At 67.8% G+C, this 17,530-nt stretch carries 20 protein-coding genes; 11 read left to right on the top strand and 9 right to left on the bottom strand.

Annotation, left to right across the window (positions count from 1 at the left end):
* Window positions 1-63: 63 nt before the first annotated feature.
* The 3 genes from FHW84_RS10235 to FHW84_RS10225 all read right to left on the bottom strand — a co-directional run bounded on the left by FHW84_RS10235 (window position 64) and on the right by FHW84_RS10225 (window position 2,648).
* Window positions 64-588, bottom strand: a complete 525-nt coding sequence (locus FHW84_RS10235; protein ID WP_167255079.1) for a hypothetical protein — start codon at window positions 586-588, stop codon at window positions 64-66.
* A gap of 340 nt (window positions 589-928) precedes the next feature.
* Window positions 929-1,648 carry an RES domain-containing protein gene (locus tag FHW84_RS10230; protein ID WP_167255077.1) on the bottom strand — a complete coding sequence of 240 codons (720 nt, stop codon included), beginning with the start codon at window positions 1,646-1,648 and terminating at the stop codon, window positions 929-931.
* Complete coding sequence (locus FHW84_RS10225; RefSeq protein ID WP_167255076.1) at window positions 1,635-2,648, bottom strand: hypothetical protein; 1,014 nt, start codon at window positions 2,646-2,648, stop codon at window positions 1,635-1,637. Before FHW84_RS10225 ends, FHW84_RS10230 begins: the two co-directional genes overlap by 14 nt.
* A gap of 280 nt (window positions 2,649-2,928) precedes the next feature.
* Between FHW84_RS10225 and FHW84_RS10220 the strand changes: the two genes are divergently transcribed.
* Genes FHW84_RS10220 through FHW84_RS10210 form a run of 3 tightly spaced genes read left to right on the top strand, consistent with a single transcriptional unit; the run spans window position 2,929 to window position 4,842 of the window.
* The gene (locus FHW84_RS10220; RefSeq protein WP_167255074.1) at window positions 2,929-3,564 is read left to right on the top strand and encodes a TMEM175 family protein; all 636 of its coding nucleotides are present in this window, start codon (window positions 2,929-2,931) and stop codon (window positions 3,562-3,564) included.
* A 17-nt stretch (window positions 3,565-3,581) separates the two neighbouring features.
* The gene (locus FHW84_RS10215; RefSeq protein ID WP_167255072.1) at window positions 3,582-4,241 is read left to right on the top strand and encodes a Pr6Pr family membrane protein; all 660 of its coding nucleotides are present in this window, start codon (window positions 3,582-3,584) and stop codon (window positions 4,239-4,241) included.
* 58 nt (window positions 4,242-4,299) lie between these two features.
* Window positions 4,300-4,842: a hypothetical protein gene (locus FHW84_RS10210; RefSeq protein ID WP_167255070.1), complete on the top strand. Its 543-nt coding sequence runs from the start codon at window positions 4,300-4,302 to the stop codon at window positions 4,840-4,842.
* A 5-nt stretch (window positions 4,843-4,847) separates the two neighbouring features.
* On the opposite strand, the gene FHW84_RS10205 is transcribed toward FHW84_RS10210, so the two are convergent.
* The 3 genes from FHW84_RS10205 to FHW84_RS10195 all read right to left on the bottom strand — a co-directional run bounded on the left by FHW84_RS10205 (window position 4,848) and on the right by FHW84_RS10195 (window position 7,063).
* Entirely contained in the window at window positions 4,848-5,534 is a 687-nt protein-coding gene (locus FHW84_RS10205) for a glutathione S-transferase family protein (protein WP_167255068.1), read from the bottom strand.
* A 295-nt stretch (window positions 5,535-5,829) separates the two neighbouring features.
* Complete coding sequence (locus FHW84_RS10200) at window positions 5,830-6,126, bottom strand: cupin domain-containing protein (RefSeq protein WP_167255066.1); 297 nt, start codon at window positions 6,124-6,126, stop codon at window positions 5,830-5,832.
* 7 nt (window positions 6,127-6,133) lie between these two features.
* Window positions 6,134-7,063 carry a DMT family transporter gene (locus FHW84_RS10195; RefSeq protein ID WP_167255064.1) on the bottom strand — a complete coding sequence of 310 codons (930 nt, stop codon included), beginning with the start codon at window positions 7,061-7,063 and terminating at the stop codon, window positions 6,134-6,136.
* Between the two features lie 111 nt (window positions 7,064-7,174).
* Between FHW84_RS10195 and FHW84_RS10190 the strand changes: the two genes are divergently transcribed.
* Genes FHW84_RS10190 through FHW84_RS23480 form a run of 3 tightly spaced genes read left to right on the top strand, consistent with a single transcriptional unit; the run spans window position 7,175 to window position 8,896 of the window.
* Complete coding sequence (locus tag FHW84_RS10190) at window positions 7,175-7,681, top strand: Lrp/AsnC family transcriptional regulator (RefSeq protein WP_167255062.1); 507 nt, start codon at window positions 7,175-7,177, stop codon at window positions 7,679-7,681.
* A 53-nt stretch (window positions 7,682-7,734) separates the two neighbouring features.
* On the top strand, window positions 7,735-8,691 hold the full coding sequence (pip, locus tag FHW84_RS10185; protein ID WP_167255060.1) for a prolyl aminopeptidase: 957 nt from the start codon (window positions 7,735-7,737) through the stop codon (window positions 8,689-8,691).
* Complete coding sequence (locus FHW84_RS23480) at window positions 8,615-8,896, top strand: hypothetical protein (RefSeq protein ID WP_343203588.1); 282 nt, start codon at window positions 8,615-8,617, stop codon at window positions 8,894-8,896. Before pip ends, FHW84_RS23480 begins: the two co-directional genes overlap by 77 nt.
* Here the strand turns inward: FHW84_RS23480 and FHW84_RS10180 are convergent.
* Window positions 8,878-9,639, bottom strand: coding sequence for a hypothetical protein (locus FHW84_RS10180; protein ID WP_167255058.1), 762 nt, complete (start codon window positions 9,637-9,639; stop codon window positions 8,878-8,880). The genes FHW84_RS23480 and FHW84_RS10180 overlap by 19 nt on opposite strands.
* A gap of 154 nt (window positions 9,640-9,793) precedes the next feature.
* On the opposite strand from FHW84_RS10180, the gene FHW84_RS10175 reads away from it, so the two are divergent.
* The 5 genes from FHW84_RS10175 (at window position 9,794) to FHW84_RS10155 (ending at window position 15,275) form a co-directional block, all read left to right on the top strand.
* The gene (locus tag FHW84_RS10175; protein WP_167255056.1) at window positions 9,794-10,426 is read left to right on the top strand and encodes a glutathione S-transferase family protein; all 633 of its coding nucleotides are present in this window, start codon (window positions 9,794-9,796) and stop codon (window positions 10,424-10,426) included.
* A gap of 129 nt (window positions 10,427-10,555) precedes the next feature.
* A complete protein-coding gene (locus FHW84_RS10170) occupies window positions 10,556-12,427 on the top strand; it encodes a M1 family metallopeptidase (RefSeq protein WP_167255054.1) in 1,872 nt (623 codons plus the stop codon).
* Window positions 12,428-12,509: 82 nt separating this feature from the next.
* On the top strand, window positions 12,510-13,529 hold the full coding sequence (locus FHW84_RS10165; RefSeq protein WP_243868058.1) for an alpha/beta fold hydrolase: 1,020 nt from the start codon (window positions 12,510-12,512) through the stop codon (window positions 13,527-13,529).
* Between the two features lie 22 nt (window positions 13,530-13,551).
* On the top strand, window positions 13,552-13,983 hold the full coding sequence (locus FHW84_RS10160; RefSeq protein ID WP_167255052.1) for a hypothetical protein: 432 nt from the start codon (window positions 13,552-13,554) through the stop codon (window positions 13,981-13,983).
* A 95-nt stretch (window positions 13,984-14,078) separates the two neighbouring features.
* On the top strand, window positions 14,079-15,275 hold the full coding sequence (locus tag FHW84_RS10155) for an MFS transporter (RefSeq protein ID WP_167255050.1): 1,197 nt from the start codon (window positions 14,079-14,081) through the stop codon (window positions 15,273-15,275).
* A gap of 90 nt (window positions 15,276-15,365) precedes the next feature.
* On the opposite strand, the gene FHW84_RS10150 is transcribed toward FHW84_RS10155, so the two are convergent.
* Both FHW84_RS10150 and FHW84_RS10145 read right to left on the bottom strand, forming a co-directional pair.
* Window positions 15,366-16,136, bottom strand: a complete 771-nt coding sequence (locus FHW84_RS10150) for a YgjP-like metallopeptidase domain-containing protein (protein ID WP_167255048.1) — start codon at window positions 16,134-16,136, stop codon at window positions 15,366-15,368.
* Window positions 16,137-16,396: 260 nt separating this feature from the next.
* Window positions 16,397-17,314, bottom strand: coding sequence for a recombination-associated protein RdgC (locus FHW84_RS10145; protein ID WP_167255046.1), 918 nt, complete (start codon window positions 17,312-17,314; stop codon window positions 16,397-16,399).
* Window positions 17,315-17,530 lie beyond the last annotated feature (216 nt).

Genomic DNA, 17,530 nt, shown 5'->3' with positions numbered 1-17,530 from the left:
TTGCAACGGCGGCGAGCGCGAACGGATTCACATCGACGACAGCCAGCCCGGGACCAAAAGCCCTTACGGATTCGCCGGTGCGGGCAAGGCGCCGCGCAGCTCGCGCCGCATCGCAAACAGCGCCGCGATCCACAGCCCCACGCAAGCCATGAACACCGCAAACGCATTGCCCATCGGCTGCGGCATGCACATGCCCAGGATCGAGGTGAACACCAGCGCTGCGCCGAGCACGTAGAACTGCCGGAACGGAATGCCATACGCCATCGGCAGGAAGTGCAGGCCGGCGACCAGCGCAATCGCCGCGAGCTTCAGTTCCGGATGACCGAGGTTATTGGCCACGTTGATCGCGATCAGGATGCCGACGCCCTCGCCGATCGTGGCCCACTGCACCACCTTCTCGGCACGCTGCGTGAGCTTGCGGATCTGCCCTTCCCTGGAAATGGCCCGATGCACGCTGCGCGCATACACCGCGAACACCGCTACCGGTATCGCCAGGTACGGACTGCGCGCGCTGTCGAGCTGGACGATGCCGGCGACGGCGAACACCGTGCCCCAGAAACTCATGATCATCGCGCCCCAAAAGCCCATGCCGCCTTCCCCTTCCTGGTGATTGTCGATCGAACGATGGCTGCCATCGGCTGCGCGAAGCCGGCGTGGCTCGCGCAGTGACGGTTGATCTGCAGATGTTCCCCTTGGCTCTGCGGCCTTGGCAGCGATGGCGCTGCCACTGGGTGGAGAGGTCCAGTTTCACCATGCGCCATGGCGGCCCACAACAGAAAGCCTGCGACTTACGCGGAGCATTCGCTTCGGGCAGGGCCGCCGCATCGGTGATGCTGCGTATCTCATCATGCCGGCGGGGCGCGCCCCAATCGCCGGCGTCATCGGGAAGATATGACAGGCGTCAGGACGCCGGTTGGTGCGTGCCTGTTCAGATCGCACCGGGCTCCGGTTCGTAGTCGCCGCCGGCCGGATCGGCCAGCCACGCGTATCCCGCATGGGCCAGCGCATCGGCAATGAAAGCCTCGCCTTGCGGCGTATCGAGTGCGATGACCTGGATCAGCGACCAGTCCTCGCGCTGAAACGGCGGCTCGTAAAGCAGATAGACCACGGCATGCGGCGCCTGGATCGACGGCCAGCTCAGCCCGCCATGCTCGAAGCCCGCCGCTCGCACCTGCTCGTAGACGGCCAGCGCCGCCGCGTGGGTATCGCGATGGTCGGCGGTACTGATCAGCTCGCGCCAGCGCGCCTCGCGCCACGAATCCGGGTCCGGCACCACGATGCGCCGATCCGGCAGCCCCAAGGGAATGATGTCCAGTGGACGGCGCAGCTCCACCAGCGCAAGGCACTGCCCCCGTAATTTGTGCCGAGGAAGATAGACCTGGCGCTTCGGATAGATGGCGGCATGGCGCAGCAGCGCCTCGAACAGCGCACCCGCCGACGTGGTTGCCGCGTAGAACATGCCTAGCGCCGGGGCCCTGGCCACCAGCGCCGGTTGAATGGCCATGCGCGCGGTGGAGCGCGGATTCGCGCTCAGCGGATCGACCGGACTGCCGTCCTGCAGCCGCGCCGGATGCACGCGTGCGTAGATCGTCGCGGGCATCGTGTCGAAAGCGATCCGCTCGAGCAGTGCGTCCTCACCATGCGTCATGCGTGTCCGCCCCCGTCATGGCGCGAGCGGCCTCGATCACTGCGGCGGGCTCGGTGGCGAAGACGTCCGCGGGCGCACGCGCCGCGCCGTTCGCGCCGGCGAGAGCCAGCGTCGGGCCATGCAGCCAGAAGGCGCGGCGCCAGCCGCCCTTGTCCGCTTCGGGGGTGAAGTCCGGATTCGCCGACAAGGCGGCCAGCAGCTCCTTGACGAAGGGCCGGATCGCCCCGGTCTCGTCGAACTGGAACGTCGGATGGCGGAACGTGCGCTCGTTGGCGGACCAGACGCCGAACAGCTCGCCGCGGTCGCGGCGGTCCTTCGCCCACTGGCCCTTGTTGCCGGCCTTGCTGCCATGGCTTTCGCCGACCTCCGCCGAGGTCGGCCAGCCCAGGCCGAGCAGCTGGTCGCGCAGCGCGGCCGAAGCCTGGACGGGTGTCCGCGCCGGTGCGCTGATCGCGACAGGGCTGGTTTCGGCTTCGATGGCTGTCGCGGCACGGAAGCTCCGGCTGAAACCTTCGAACAGCGAACGCAGCGTGGCGCTGGGATCGTACTGTTCGATCTCGAACAGCACGCCGGACGACGAGCCGGCCTGATCCGCACGCTTCAGCATGCGGCTTGCCCGCTCCGCAAGCTCGGTGGCGCGCACTTCCTGCACGGCCTGGTCGGCGAACAGTTCGAAGTAGCGGACTGCCTGCGGGCTCCTGTCCTGGCGAAGCCTGGGCGACTTGCCGGCGGCTGCCGGCTGATCGAACGCGTCCATGCGGCGGGTGGCCTCCAGCAGCTTTCTGGCCAGCTTCTCCAGCTCGGCGATCTCGGTCCTGCTCAACCAGTCGGCATCGCTGTCGGGACGGAACACCCGGAGCACGCCTTTGGAGTCCGGCCTGCCGAGGCCTGGCGACGCGGCTCCCGCGGAGCGGATGAAGGATGCCAGCGGCCGGCTGCCGAAACGAACGTCGCCATCGGCCGGAATTTCCATGATCGCCACGTGGCCATGGATGCTCATGTCGCGTCTCCTTCCAGCCATGGGGTACACGGCCGCATAAGCATGGTGCCCCATCTTATTCTCCTTATCAAGCTTATCCTGCATGAATCCCTCGGTTCCCATCTTAGGGCGGCCGGGCACGGCAAGGAATCACGAACACTCCCAAATATCGATTAAATTCATTGAGATAGATCGCACCGGCTCGTACACGTCTGAGCCGTGGCTGCCCGAAGGCCCGCTTCGCTAGACAACGCCCCCGCTCTCCCGCAGCATCCCGCCCGATCCAGGGGAGCCGCACCGCATGAGCAACAACGCCTCGCAACTCGAACGCCTCACTTTCTTTTCCGACGCCGTCTTCGCCATCGCCATCACCCTGCTGATCATCGAGGTGCACGTGCCGCACGTCGGCGCCATCGACGATGCGTCGTACTGGCAGGCGCTGGGCGAGCTGCGCGGGAGCCTGCTGGGTTTCATGCTGAGCTTCCTGGTGATCGGCCTGTTGTGGATGGCGCATCACCGCGTATTCGGATTGCTGCACGACTACAGCCCGAAGATCATGTGGCCGAACCTGCTGTTGCTGATGACGGTGGCCTTCATGCCCTTTGCCACCGCCTTGATGAGTTCCAATCCGCGGGCGCGCGTGCCGGAGCTGATTTATTCGGGCACCTTGCTGGCGGCTGGCCTGTTGCAGCGTCGCCTCTTCAACATGGCGCTGCGCTCGCCGCACGTGCGCACCGACGTGCCCACCGCGGAAGTCGAAGCCGCGCGCTGGCGCTCCTGGGGCCTGCCGACGACCGCCGCCCTGTCGCTGATCGCCGCGTGGTACGCGCCGGGCTGGAACAATTTCCTGCTGCTGGGCATTCCTGTCATGGTGCGGCTGTATGCTGCCGCCGGCCGGCGCCGCGCACTGCGCCAACAGGCGGTGGCCGGCGCCTGATCGCTTCCGGAGCCGGCATGTCCACACGCTTTCGCCTGTTCGCCGCCGCGGCCGCCGCGCTGGGGTGGTTCGCGCTGATCCTGCAGTGGCTGTTGTCGATCCAGTTGACCATGGCGAACGGACAAGGGGCGCTGGCCGGCACGTGGATCTTCTTCGGCTTCTACACGATCCTGACCAATATCCTGGTGGCGCTGGCCTTCACCGCCGGCGCGCTCGGACCGCGCGGAGCGTTCACCCGCTTCTTCCATCGCCCCGGCACCTGCACGGCGGTGGCGATGAGCATCGTGGTGGTCAGCGCGGTCTATAACGTGATGCTGCGGCAGCTGTGGCATCCGCAGGGCTGGCAGCTGTTCGCCGACGCCACGCTGCACGACGCCATGCCGCTGGCCTTCCTTGCGTATTGGTGGTTCGCGGTGCCGAAGGCCTCGCTGGCCTGGCGGCAGATCATCGCCTGGCAGGGTTATCCGGTCGCCTATTTCGCCTATGCGCTGGCACGCGGCGCGGTGAACGGCTGGTATCCCTATCCCTTCCTGGACGTCACCAGCCTGGGCTATGCGCAGGTGGTGATGAATGCGCTGCTGGTGCTGCTGTTCTTCATCGCCGTGGCGTTGGCGCTGGTGGCCTTGGCACGCTGGCAGGCACGCCGCGCGGCGCAGACAACCACCCAGCCCGCCTGACGCTTCCGTCACGCGCTTGCGGCAGAATGCGCGCACGCGCCAACCACCCCGGACCGCCATGCGTATCCTGTCGATCGGTTTCGCCCTGCTGCTCGTTACCGCGCCCGCGCTCGCCCAGGACGGCGATGCGGCGGCTTTTTTCGTCAAGCTCTACGCGGAAACGTGCATGAAGCACTACAGCAAGCCCGACACGCTGAAGGCGGAATTCGAGGCGGCCAAGACGCCGGAACTGCCCGCCTCCACCGCGGGTTTCTTCCTCGGCGGTATGCCTGGCAAGGCCTGGCCGCAGCGCGGGCCGGGCCAGGGCCGTTTCGTGGTGTCGCTGCGTGATGACGGCATCTGTGCAGTGTTCGCGCAGCACGCGGATGACGTGGCCGTGGAAAAGGGCTTCCGGAATCTGGTATCCACAAGCCCGCCGCCACTTACCGCCGCCGCGGACAAGGACGAACACGCGATGTCGCCAACCGGTCCGATCCACACGCTGAGCTATACGTGGTCGCGCCCCGGCGACAGCAGCGAGTTGCTGTTCACCCTGACCACCGCCGTCTCGCCGGATGCACCGGTGCAGGCCATGGCCTCGCTCGGGCTTACCAGGAAATAAGCGAATCAACTACCGGTTCGAAGGTCTTCCAGCCACTCGCCGGCGAGATGGGTGTGGTCCTCGTGATCGGTATCGCGCCACGGTTCGCGCAACGCCTCTTCGTACCAGCGGCGGCAGGAAGGCAGGGCGCGCAGGCGTTCCGCATAAGCGGCTGTTGCCGCCGACACCGGCAGGTCGTAGGTCTGGATGCGGTACGCCACCGGCGCGTAGAACGCATCGACGGCGCTGAAGCGCGCACCGGCAAGGAACGGCCCGCCGAAACGCTGCAATCCTTCCGTCCATAGCTCATCCAGCCGGGCCAGATCCGCCTTCAACGCTTCCGGCTGATGGAACAGCCGCACGCGGATGCCGCAGCTCATCGAGGCGTGCTCGCGCAGCGCGCCGAAACCGGCATGCATCTCCGCCGCCGCACAGCGGGCCCAGGCGCGCGCGGCGGGATCCTCCGGCCACACGCCCGGATGCCGCTCGGCCAGGTATTCGGCGATCCCCATCGAATCCCACAGCACCGTGTCGCCGTGGTGCAGGCACGGCACCTTGCCGTTCGGCGCGAAGCGGCGGAAGTTCGCCCAGTTATGGTTGCCTTCGAAGCGCACTAGCCGCTCCTCGAAAGGAATGCCCAGCTCGTGCAGCAGCAGCCAGGGGCGCATCGACCAGGACGAGTAGTTCTTGTTGGCGATGTAGAGGGTGTACATGCCGGCCTCTCCCCATGCGGCGTGGACTTGAGCGCCAAGCCTAAGCCGGAAGGCTGGGGAATGGCAGCCGCAAGGGTCGGAAAGCGCCTACGTGCCGCGCAGCAACTCTCGGCACGTACTTTCGGAATCGTTCGATTTCCCCTCTGGCGAAAAACAACTCAAGCCGAGGCATTGCGCGAATCCGTGGACGCCCTGGCGCTTGCGCTACCGCGTGGATGTGGTCGTGACGCCGATGGACAGCCGCCGGATGGCCTATGGGCCCTGAGTCAGATCGGTCCGATCATCGGCCGCCAACTCAGCTATCGATGATCACCAAGGTGCCATGGCTCCCCGCCGCCACCGCATGCGGCACGCCCGCCGGCACCACGTACAGCTCGCCGGCGCCGACGCGCACCACGGCGCCGCCGATCTCCAGCAGCATCTGCCCGTCGAGTACCAGCAGGCCTTCCGGGTAGTCGTGGCACTCGTCCGGATACGCCGACGCATCCATCCGCACCACTTTCAGACGGGCGCCGCCGAAACGCGCCAGCACGTGCGACTTCCATGCCTGCGGCAGCTGGCCGGCGGCCTCGGCCAGGGCGATCAGCGTCATGCGCGCCTCAGCACGGCTTGGCCGGCGTGGCCGCCATCGACGCGGTGGACGCCGGCGCCGCCGGGCGCTTGCGCGCATTGGCCAGGATCACGCCGCCGACGGTGATCGCACCGCCTACCACGGTGAGCAGCGCCGGGCGCTCGCCCAGCCAGACCCAGCCGATCAGCACCGCGATCGGCGGCGAGAAGTAGATGAAGCTGCTCACCTGCGAAGCGGAAGCACGCTGCAGCGCCGCGTTCCACGCGATATAGCCGATGAAGGTGGGCGCGATGCCCAGCCACAGCAGCGAGCCGATATGCGCCATTGGCGCATGCGCCAGCGCGTGCGGCAGGCCCAGGCCCAGCGGCAGCGCGGCCAGCGCGCCGGCGAAGAAGGTAAAGCCGGTGACGCCCAGCATGCTGTTGCGCGCGAACAGCGGCTTCTGGCCCACGAACAGCACCGCCGAACAGACCACGCTGACCAGCACCAGCGCCGCCATCGGCTCGAACTTCACGCCCTTGCCGCTGGCCAGTACCACTACCACCACGCCGACCAGGGCTATCCCTAAGCCGGTGAGCGTGCGCGCCGACAGCCGCTCGCGCAGCCATACCGCGGACAACGCCGCGGTGGCGGCCGGGATCAGCGAGATGATGATCGCCGCCGTGCCGCTGGCGACGCGGGTTTCGGCGGTGTTGAGGCAGAAGTGGTAGGCGGTCAGGCCCAGCACGCCGAGCACCGCCAGCTGCGGCCAGTCCTTGCGCGCCGGCAGCGGCACGCGCTTGAACAGCAGCAGGGCGGCGAAGCACAGCGCGCCGATGCCCAAGCGCGCGAAAGCCACCTCGCCCGGGGTGAACGAACCCAGCGCGTGGGCGATCGCGGCATAGGCCGAGGACCAGGTAAGCAGGGCGATGCCGATATAGGCCAGGGCGCGCCCGTCGAGGCGTTCCGGGGTGTTCATGGGGATGGTTCCTGGGGCGGAAACAGGGGGAAATCGTAGATCGGCGCCGGCCGCCCCGGAATGATGAATCGGCGTAGGATGGGCATGTTTCGCCAACGATCGAACCATTCCATGAACGCTCTTACCTTCGAATCGAAACCCACCTGGGACACCAAGGACTGGCAGATCCTGGAAGCCCTGCAGCAGGACGCCCGCCTGGGCTATGCCGAGCTGGGCCGCAAGGTGCGGCTCTCCGCGCCGGCCGTGGCCGAGCGGGTCAAGCGCCTGGAGGAAGCCGGGGTGATCACCGGCTACCGCGCCCAGGTCGATCCGCGCCGGCTCGGCTATGACATGGAGGCGATGATCCGCCTGCGCTGCGACGGCGGCACCTGCGCCCGCGTCGGCGCCCTGGTCGCCGGCATCCCCGAGGTACTCGACTGCCGCCGCCTGGCCGGCGAGGACTCCGCGCTGCTGCGCGTGGTGGCGATGTCGGTGCCGCACCTGGAAAACGTGCTGGACCGGCTGCTGAAGATCCATCCGAGCATCAGCACCACCACCCTGGTGGTGCTGCAGACCTCGCATGCCAACCGGCCGATCACGCAGGCGATGCGCAACGCGGCCAACGCCACGCTGGGTTGAATGCCTGGCGATCGCGCGGGTTATGCTCGCGCGGTTGCCAAGGAGCCAAGCGCATGCGCGAGCTGTATCCCCAGATCGAGCCGTACCAGACCCAGCGCATCGCGGTGGACGGCCTGCACACCTTGTTCGTGGAGGAATGCGGCAACCCCGACGGCTTGCCGGTGATCTTCCTGCACGGCGGCCCGGGCGCTGGCGTGTCGCCGTACCACCGCCGCTTCTTCGATCCGCAGCGCTACCGCATCGTGCTGTTCGACCAGCGCGGCGCCGGCCGCTCCACGCCGTTCGCGGAATTGCGCGACAACACCACCTGGCATCTGGTGGCCGATATCGAAACCATCCGCGAGGCGCTGGGCATCGAGCGCTGGGTGGTGTTCGGCGGCTCATGGGGTTCGACGCTGGCGCTGGCCTATGCGCAGGCGCATCCGGAACGCGCGCTGGGCCTCGTGCTGCGTGGCATCTGGCTGGTGCGCGACGAGGAAATCCGCTGGTTCAACGAGCTGGGCGGCGGCGCGGCCTTCGTGCGTCCGGTGGAATGGAACCGCTATCTCGCCCACATCCCCGAAGCCGAACGCGGCGACATGGTGGAAGCGTACTGGCGCCGCCTGGACGACGCCGACCCGCAGGTGCGCCTCAGCGCCGCGCTGGCCTGGGATGCCTGGGAAAGCAGCTGCATCGCGCTGGCCGACACCCCGTACGACCCCGCCGACGCAGGCACGCAGGAATCGGCGATCAGCAAGGCGCGCGCCGAAGTGCATTACTTCCGCCACCGCGCGTTCCTGGAGCCGGGGCAATTACTGCGTGACGTGGACAAGATCCGCCGCATTCCGTCGACCATCGTGCATGGCCGCTACGACCTGATCTGCCCGGTGAAGAACGCATACGACCTGGCCGAAGCATGGCCGGAGGCGGATTTCCACGTGGTGACGGCCGGGCATGCGGCGTATGAGACGGAGATCGTGGATGTGCTGGTGCGGGCTACCGACGCGCTGGCGGATCGATACGCCGCCTAAGGGAAAGCTTTCTTGCAAGAGCGCGGAGATTTACGTGACCAGGAACACCAGCAGCCAAGATGCATACGACGCTTGGTTCAGAGCACAAGTCATAGAGGGCATGGAAGATCACCGACCTGCCTTTTCCCACAGGCAAGTCATGGATGAAGCCCAAGCTCTTCTCGAACGAAAGCAATTGGTGCGGATTTACGGCAAGCCAACGTAGCTCCGCTTGAACTTCACCGCCTGCGCCATCCCCGGCACCCTCCACTCGCCCAGCACGGTGAGCTGCTTGCCATCCGGCGCGAGCTGCCAGCGTTGTTCGAGCTGCGAGCCGTCGGCGTACTGGATCGATACGCGCAGGCCGTCGGCTTCGCGGAAGCCGGCGACCATCGCGTTGCCGGACAGCGATTGGCGGCGTTGCCCATCGAGGCGTACGTCCATGTTCTGGCCGTTGGCGAAACGGACCTGCACCGCTTGCGCGTCCTGCTGCACCAGCAGCACGTTGTCCTGTTCGAGCGTGGGCGGCAGCGCGTAGTCGCCGCGGAAGTCCTGGGCCTTGTCGTCCTTGCTGCCGTCGCTGGAAGCGCTCTTGCCGCCATGGCCGCCATGGCCGCCGCCCATATGGCCGCCTCCGCCCATGCCGCCGCCACCCATACCTCCACCGCCCATGCCGCGCCCCATGCCACCACCACGGCGGCCACCGCCACTGCGCGCGCCTTGCGCCGGCGCGCCGCTCGACGAAGCCGCCGCAGGCGCGGCCATGCCGCGCGCCGCTTCGCGCAGCAGGCCCTGCACGGTGTCGGGGGTGTCGCTGTTGCGGTCGTCGAGGCGCCAGGCGCCGGCATAGCTGGCGGTCTGCGCCTGCTCGGCATGCAGGTCGCTGGCAATCAGCGCGACCGCGCCGAGAATCGTCAGCTGCAAAAGCAGCAAGAGAAAGCCGTGGCGGCGGCGAAAGCTCCGGGCCATAGATGCAACCGTCAGTCACCCCTCAATGGGCATAAAGAGGGATGACGCGCGAACCGGGCCGCGGTTGACATCGCGCTGACACATCGCAAGAAACGGAGGGGCTGGACATCGCGTTCGCGCCATATTGCGCGCAACCGAAGCGTGGAATGCCCCGATGCTCACCCTGTACGACTACCTGCCCTCGCAGAACGGCTGGAAAGTGCGCCAGCTGCTGCAGCATCTGGACCTGCCCTATCGCACCGTGCCGGTGAGCATCTTCGAAGGCGAAGGCCGCCAGCCCGAGTTCCTGCGCATCAACCCCACCGGCACCGTGCCGGCGCTGCAACTGGACGACGGCCGCAGCCTGGCCGAGTCGAACGCCATCCTCGCCTACCTCGCCGAAGGCACGCCCTATCTGCCAGGCGACGCCTATGGCCGCGCCAAGGTGCTGCAGTGGCTCAACTTCGAGCAGGAGCGGGTGGAGTCGGTGATCGGCTCGCTGCGCTACTGGACGCTGACGGGGCAGCTGGCCCAGCGCGGGCCGGCCCTGGTGGCATTGAAGCGCGAAGCGGGGCTGCGCGCACTGGCCATCCTCGATGCAGAGCTGGCCGCCCGTCCCTTCATCGCGGGCGAGCGCTACACCATCGCCGATATCTCGCTCTTTGCGTATACCAGGCTGGCAGGCGATGCGGGATTCGAGCTACAGCCTTACGCGCATCTGCGCGCATGGATGGCGCGCGTGGAAGCGCAGCCCGCGCACCTGGGCGAGCGGTTCCCGTACACGGTCGATCCGCACGCACCGGCTTGAGCGCAAGCCACGCGCGGGTCTGTACGAGGAGGCTGCCCGGTTTATACCCGGCGTCTCTCAGTACTCCCGGTACGGGCCGCCCCGCCGGGGCAATGGCATACTCGGCGCTCCCGTTGACCGGAGCATCCCATGCGCCTCCTTAGCGCCTTCGCCATCGGCGCCTTCAGCCTGCCGCTGGCCGCCTACGCCGCCGATCCCCATTCCTACGCCCAGCCCGACCAGGTGCGCGTCACCCACCTGGACCTGGACCTGAAGATCGACTTCCCGCACAAGCAGCTCGACGGCGTGGCCACGCTGAAGCTGGACTGGAAAGACGCCAAGGCGCAGGCGCTGGTGCTGGACACGCGCGACCTGAAGATCGCCAAGGTGGAAGCGGTGGATGCCGCCGGCAAGGCCAGCGCGCTGAAGTACGCCTTGGCGCCGGCCGACAAGCAGCTTGGCAGCAAGCTCACCATCCAGGCACCGCAGCATCCGGCGCAGGTGCGCATCGCCTACGTCACCGCGCCCACCGCCTCGGGACTGCAGTGGCTGACGCCGGAGCAGACGGCCGACAAGAAAGCACCCTTCATGTTCTCGCAGTCCGAATCCATCCACGCGCGCTCGTGGGTGCCGCTGCAGGATTCGCCGGCGATCCGCTTCACCTACAGCGCGCATGTCAGCGCGCCGAAGAACGTGCGCGTGGCGATGAGCGCGCTCAACGACGCCAAGCACGCGCTGGACGGCGATTTCCGCTTCGACCAGCCGCACCCGATCCCGTCCTACCTGCTGGCCGTCGCCGCCGGCGATATCGACGTGAAGGAAACCGGCCCGCGCTCGGCCGTGTATGCCGAACCCAGCGTGGTCGGCAAGGCCGCCAAGGAATTCGAGGACACCGAGAAGCTGATCAAGGCCACCGAGCAGCTCTACGGCCCCTACGCGTGGGGCCGCTACGACCTGCTGGTGCTGCCGCCGTCCTTCCCGTTCGGCGGCATGGAAAACCCGAACATGACCTTCGCCACGCCGACCGTGCTGGTGGGCGACAAGAGCCTGGTCTCGCTGGTCTCGCATGAGCTGGCGCATTCCTGGTCGGGCAACCTGGTGACCAGCGCCGCGTGGCGCGACATCTGGCTCAACGAAGGCTTCACCACCTACGTGCAGGGCCGCATCACCGAAGCGGTGTACGGCAAGACGCTGGCCGACGAGGAAGCGCTGCTGTCCGCGCGCGACCTGCAGAAGCATATCGGCGAGATGCCGCAGAACTCGCAGAAGCTGGCGCCGGAACCGCACGGCGTGGACGCGGACGACACGCTGTCCGACGTGGCCTACACCAAGGGTTCGTGGTTCCTGCGCACGCTGGAGCAGCGCTTCGGCCGCAGCACCTTCGATGCGTACCTCAAGGGCTATTTCGCCCACTTCGCATTCCAGAGCATCGACACCGAACAGATGCTGGAGTACCTGAAGGCCCATCTGTTCGATCAGAACCCGGGCAAGATGGACTGGGCCGAAGTGAAGGAATGGGTGTACGAGCCGGGCATTCCGAAGAACGCGCCGCTGCCCGTCTCGCCGCGCTTCGACGCTATCGACAAGGAACGCGCCGGCTTCCTCGCCGGGTCGCTGGCGGCCGACAAGCTCGACGCCCGGGGCTGGAACACGCAGGAATGGATGTACTTCCTGGACGGCATGCCCGACGTCGCGCCGCTGGAGAAAATGCAGCAGCTCGACGCCGCCTGGCATCTCACCGGCACGCCGAACGCCGAGATCGGCATGCGCTGGTACAGCCACGCCATCGCCGCCGGCGACAAGGCCGTGTGGAGCGCCGCCGCCGAGCATATGACGCGCATCGGCCGCCTGTACCTGACCACGCCGCTGTACCGCGCCTTCGTCAAGACGCCGGAAGGCCTGGCCTACGCCGAGCAGGTGTATGCGAAGGCGAAGTCCGGCTATCACCCGATGACCCAGGACGCCGTCCAGCGGATCATCGACAAGGCCAGGCACCCGGCGGCGAAGAAGCCGGCCAAGTGATCGACGCCGCACGGCGCGCCGGGCTTGATCGGCGCGCCGTGCGACCCGACATGCTCTCCTTTCTCCTGCGCGGATCGTCACGATGACCAAGTCCACCCTTCCCGCCGCCGGCCAGGGCAGCCAGCGCCCCTTGTGGCAGCGGCTGCTGATCCGCCGCCTGAAATTCCTCGCCATCGTGGCCCTGGTGCTGGGCCTGGGGCTGGGCGGCTGCTATCTGTTCGCGCCGCAATGGCTGCTGCGCGCGGAAGTGGCGCGCAAGGCGATGGCCGCGCACGTGGAAACGCATTCGGTGCAGGTGGGCGACACCAAGTGGGTCTACTACGAAGGCGGCAAGGGGCCGACCCTGCTGCTGCTGCACGGCTTCGGCGCCGACAAGAATGTGTGGCTGGAACAGCTGCGCCTGCTCACCCCGAATTTCCACGTGATCGCGCCGGACCTGCCGGGCTGGGGCGATTCCACCCGCGTCGACGGCGCCAGCTACAACATCGATGCACAGGCCGCGCGCCTGCAGGGCTTCGTCGCGGCGCTGCGGCTGCAGCAGGTGATCCTGGTCGGCCATTCGATGGGCGGCGCCATCGCCGGCACCTACGCGGCCGATCATCCGGAGCACGTGGCCGCGCTGGCGCTGATCGATGCGTTCGGCCTGAAGACCAGGGAGAACGACTTCGTGCGCCAGTCGCTGGCCGGCACGAACCTGTTCAACTACGACGACCGCGCCGGCTTCGAACGCGCCACCTTGCTGGCCTTCGAGAAGATGCCCAGCATCCCGGGCCGCTTCGTCGACGTGCTGATCAAGAAGAACCAGGACGAACGCCCCTTCACCGACCGCACCTTCCACGAACTGCTCGATCCCTCGCAGTACCTGTCGGTGCAGAACCGCCTGGACCGCCTGACCATGCCGGTGCTGGGCCTGTGGTGCCACGACGACAAGATCATCGACATCTCCGGGCTGGACAGCCTGCGCAACGGCCTGACGCATTCCAGCGCGATCAGCTCCTCGGTGCTCAGCGGCTGCAATCACATGCCGGTGCTGGAGAAGCCGGAGGAGACCTCGCGGATCCTGGGCGCCTTCGCCGTGCAGCACATGCCGCTGGGCGGCTGATGTTCGACGAAGGGAGTCCGGCATGCTGATCGAAGGACGCTGCCACTGCGGCAACATCTCGTTCGTGCTGGACTGGCAGCCCGATCCCGAGAGCATCCCGGCGCGCGCGTGCACCTGCACCTTCTGCACCCGCCATGGCGGCCTGTGGACGTCGAATCCCCAGGGCAGGCTGCAGGTGCGCGTGGCCGATCCCGCGCGCGTCTCGCGCTATGCCTTCGGCACCGAAACCGCGGCGTTCCAGATCTGCATGACCTGCGGCGTGGTACCGCTGGTCACCAGCCGCATCGACGGGCAGCTGTACGCGGTGGTCAACGTCAATACCTTCGAGAACGTCGATCCCTCGCTGCTGCAGCGCAGTTCCAGCACCCTGGACGGGGAAGGCGTGGGCGATCGCCTGGCGCGCCGCCAGCGCAACTGGATCGGCCAGGTGGATTTTCCCGCGGCCGACGGCTGAATTTAAAAGTTTCTTTAGTCGCCGCAGCCATGCTGCTCTGCGACAATAGGCGACGCCGCGCCCCGCCTGCTTCGCGGTCTGCCCGAAAGAAATCCATGACTACCGCTATCCACGACGAGCCCCAGGGCCTGCGGCTGACCTGGCGCATCGTCCAGATCGTCAGCTTCACCTTCCTGGCCTACCTGGTGATCGGCCTGCAGCTGGCCGTGCTGCCGCCGTTCGTGCACAGCGACCTGGGCTACGGCGCGGTGCTCGCCGGCCTGGTGGTGAGCACGCAGTACATCGCCACCTTCCTGAGCCGCGGCTTTGCCGGACGCACTTCCGATACCGCGGGCCCCAAGCGCGCGGCGATGATCGGCATGGCCGCCTGCGGCGTCAGCGCCGTGCTGATGATCGTCGCCGCCCTGCTGCGGCCGTGGCCGCTGGCGTCGCTCGTGCTGCTGCTGCTCGGGCGCCTCGCGCTGGGCGTGGGCGAAAGCTGCGTGGGCACGGGCTGCATCATGTGGGGCATCGGGCGCGTGGGGCCGGCGCATACGGCCAAGGTGATTTCGTGGAACGGCGTGGCGACGTACGGTGCGCTCGCCGCGGGTGCGCCGCTGGGCGTGCAGCTCGCCAGCGCGTTCGGTTTTATCGGCATCGGCATCGCGGGCGCGCTGCTGATGGTGGCGGGCCTGTTGCTCGGATGGCGCCGGCCGGCGGCGAAAGTGGAATCCGGCGAACGGCTGCCGATGCATCACGTGTTCGGCCGCGTGTTCCCCTACGGCATGGGCCTGGCCCTGGGCGCGATCGGCTTCGGCGCGCTCGCCACCTTCGTCACCCTGTACTACGCGGCGATGGGCTGGAGCGGCGCGGCGGCCACGCTGAGCGTGTTCGGCGCGTGCTTCGTCGGCGTGCGCCTGGTGCTGGGCGGGGCGATCTCGCGCTTCGGCGGCTATCGCGTGGCGCTGGTGTCGTTCACGCTGGAATGCGTGGGCCTGATCGTGCTCGCGTCGGCGGGCAGCGCGGCCATGGCCATGTTCGGCGGCGCGCTGACCGGCCTGGGTTTCTCGCTGATTTTCCCGGCGCTGGGCGTCGAAGCGGTGCAGCGGGTGACGCTGAGCAATCGCGGCTCCGCCCTGGGCGCGTATTCGGTGTTTACCGACCTGGCGCTGGGCGTGGCCGGTCCGCTGGGCGGATGGCTGGTGTCGGGCGGGCGCTATGGGCCGCTGTTCGCCACGGCGGCGGGGTTTTCGGTGGTGGCGATCGCGCTCACCGCATGGCTTTATCTGCGCTACGGCCGCCGCATTGCGTAGGTTGGGGTGAGCGCGGCGACCCCCAACGGTGCAAGCCTCGTGCGCACCGCACTGTTGGGGTTCGCTGCGCTCACCCCAACCTAGCGCGGGTCAATCCGCGACGTCGGCCACCAGCCGGTCCAGCTCCGCCTTCAGGATCGCCCCGTTCTGCCGCAGCCAGTCGCGCTGCTCGCGCCAGTCGGGGAAGAGGTGCTCCACCTGCGCCCAGAAGCGCGGCGAATGGCTGCGCACTTTCAGATGGCACAGCTCGTGCGCCAGCACGTAGCGCAGGGCCGCGGGCGGCGCGAGGGCCAGTGCGAGATCGAGGTTGATGCGATCGCGCGTGTCGAGGCTGCCCCACAGGCTTTTCATCGGGCGGATGCGCAGCGCGGTGGGCGCCAGGCCCAGCTGCGGCACATAGCCGGCCATCCAGCGTGCCACGTCGCGGCGCATCAGCGTTTCGAAATACGAGGCGAGCAGGCCGCGCGCCACCGGCAGCGCGCGCGTATGCGGGCGCGGCAGCACCAGGGTGAGGCCGCCTTCGTAGGGTTCGACTTTCGGATACGGGCCTTCGGCCCAGTCCAGCAAGGTGGTTTCGCCGCGCAGCGGGAATTCGGTGGCATAGCCCAGGCGCAGCGGCGGCAGCGGCTTGGTCACCAGGTTCAATTCGTCGAGCTTCTTCTCCAGCCAGTCGACGTGGCTGCGCAGGAAGGCGCTGACCTGGGCCGGGTGCGTGCCGTGCGGATAGGAAACGCGCGCGCCCTTCGGCGTGACGGTGAGACGCAGGCGGCGCGCGCGCGGATGCGCGGACTTGAGCACGCGGATGGTCCCGCCGCTCGTCGTCGACAATTCCAGCCAGTCGCCTTCCAGATGCTGCGTCATCGGTACTACCCCGCCTTGCTGTCTATGCTGCTCCCGGCCGCCCTGTCCCGCCATTGTCCGCCCGCCACTGTGGGGAGAGCATGCAGGCTATGCAAGACGGCTGGGTGACGCCCGGCGCAGGGACGCCGGGAACCCGGATAGATGGGGTTCGGCAGGAAAAATTCCAGCCGTGGCGGGGGTTTCGGAGCATTGGCCGCATAACCGCGCGGCCTGGCGGGCGGCAGCTCGACGCTTTCGAGCCGCCGTTCAGCCTGGCCGGCTCAGCCGTCGGCGGGGCGGGGCAGGCCGAACCACTCCTCCAGCTTGCCCAGCAGGCGCTCCAGCTCCAGGGTCAGCAGGGCGAAGCTGGCATCCATCTCGGCGGCGGCGTCCTGGTGGCTGTCGCCCATCTCGTCCAGAACGACGTCCAGGAACTTGAGCTTGCGCACCACCAGGTCCTCGCCCAGCACGAAGCTCATGCGGTCGTCGAACACCAGGCCCAGCTGGAACACCTGCTTGCCGTTGCGCAGGTGCTCCTTCATCTCCTCGCTGTCCAGCTCCTGGCGGCGGCAGCGGGCGATGGCGCCGGTGGCGGTGGCCGGGTCGCGCAGCTCGCATTCGTCGCCCAGGGCCAGGCCGGCCGGCAGGTTGCCAGTGGCCAGCCAGTCGGTCATCAGCACGCGCGGGCCTTCCTCCGGCGCCAGCGGCACCGCGGGGAAGCTGCCCAGGGCCTCGCGCATCTGGGTCAGCGCGTTCTCGGCGGACTTGCGGCTGGAGGTATCCAGCACCAGCCAGCCGTGGCGCTTGTCCACGTAGGCCGACAGGCGCGAGCTGCGCACGAAGGCGCGCGGCAGCAGTTCGGTGAGCAGGTCTTCCTTGAGGCGCTTGCGCTCGCGGCCGCCGACCTTGCGGCCTTCTTCCTCGGCGATCTTCTGCACCTTGCGCTGCAGCTCGTCGTTGACCACGGCGGCGGGCAGCAGCTTGTCCTCGCTGCCCACGGTGACCAGGGTGCAGGCCTTCACCGCATGGGTGAGCGCCGCTTCCTCGCCCCGCCCTACCGGCGGCACGAAGCCCTTGGTGCCCATTTCCAGCGGCCCGCAGGGGCGCAGGCGGTGCTCGGCCAGGACTTCGTCGAGTCGGTTGAGGTCTTCGGCCACGGCGGGGGAAAAGCGGAACAGCGTGAGATTGCGGAAGAACATGACTGGGCTGGGTATCCGGGCGGTCTGGCGGCCCCGGACCGGGGCGCACGAAACGACCATCATACCGGATGAGGCCGCCCCGGCCCTCGCTCATGCCGTCCGGGGCATGTCGATATGCCGGTTCTGGACACATCGCCGCTGCCGCGGACCTGCGGCTCAGGAAAAAGTACGAAGCCGTGCACGGATTCGTTTAGCCATCTATACATCCAAAAAACT

It is taken from the genome of Dyella sp. SG562, assembly GCF_011759495.1.
Taxonomy (GTDB): Bacteria; Pseudomonadota; Gammaproteobacteria; order Xanthomonadales; family Rhodanobacteraceae; genus Dyella_D; species Dyella_D marensis.
The sequence above is the reverse complement of the archived record's forward strand: the minus strand, read 5'-3'. Positions and strand labels throughout refer to the sequence as shown.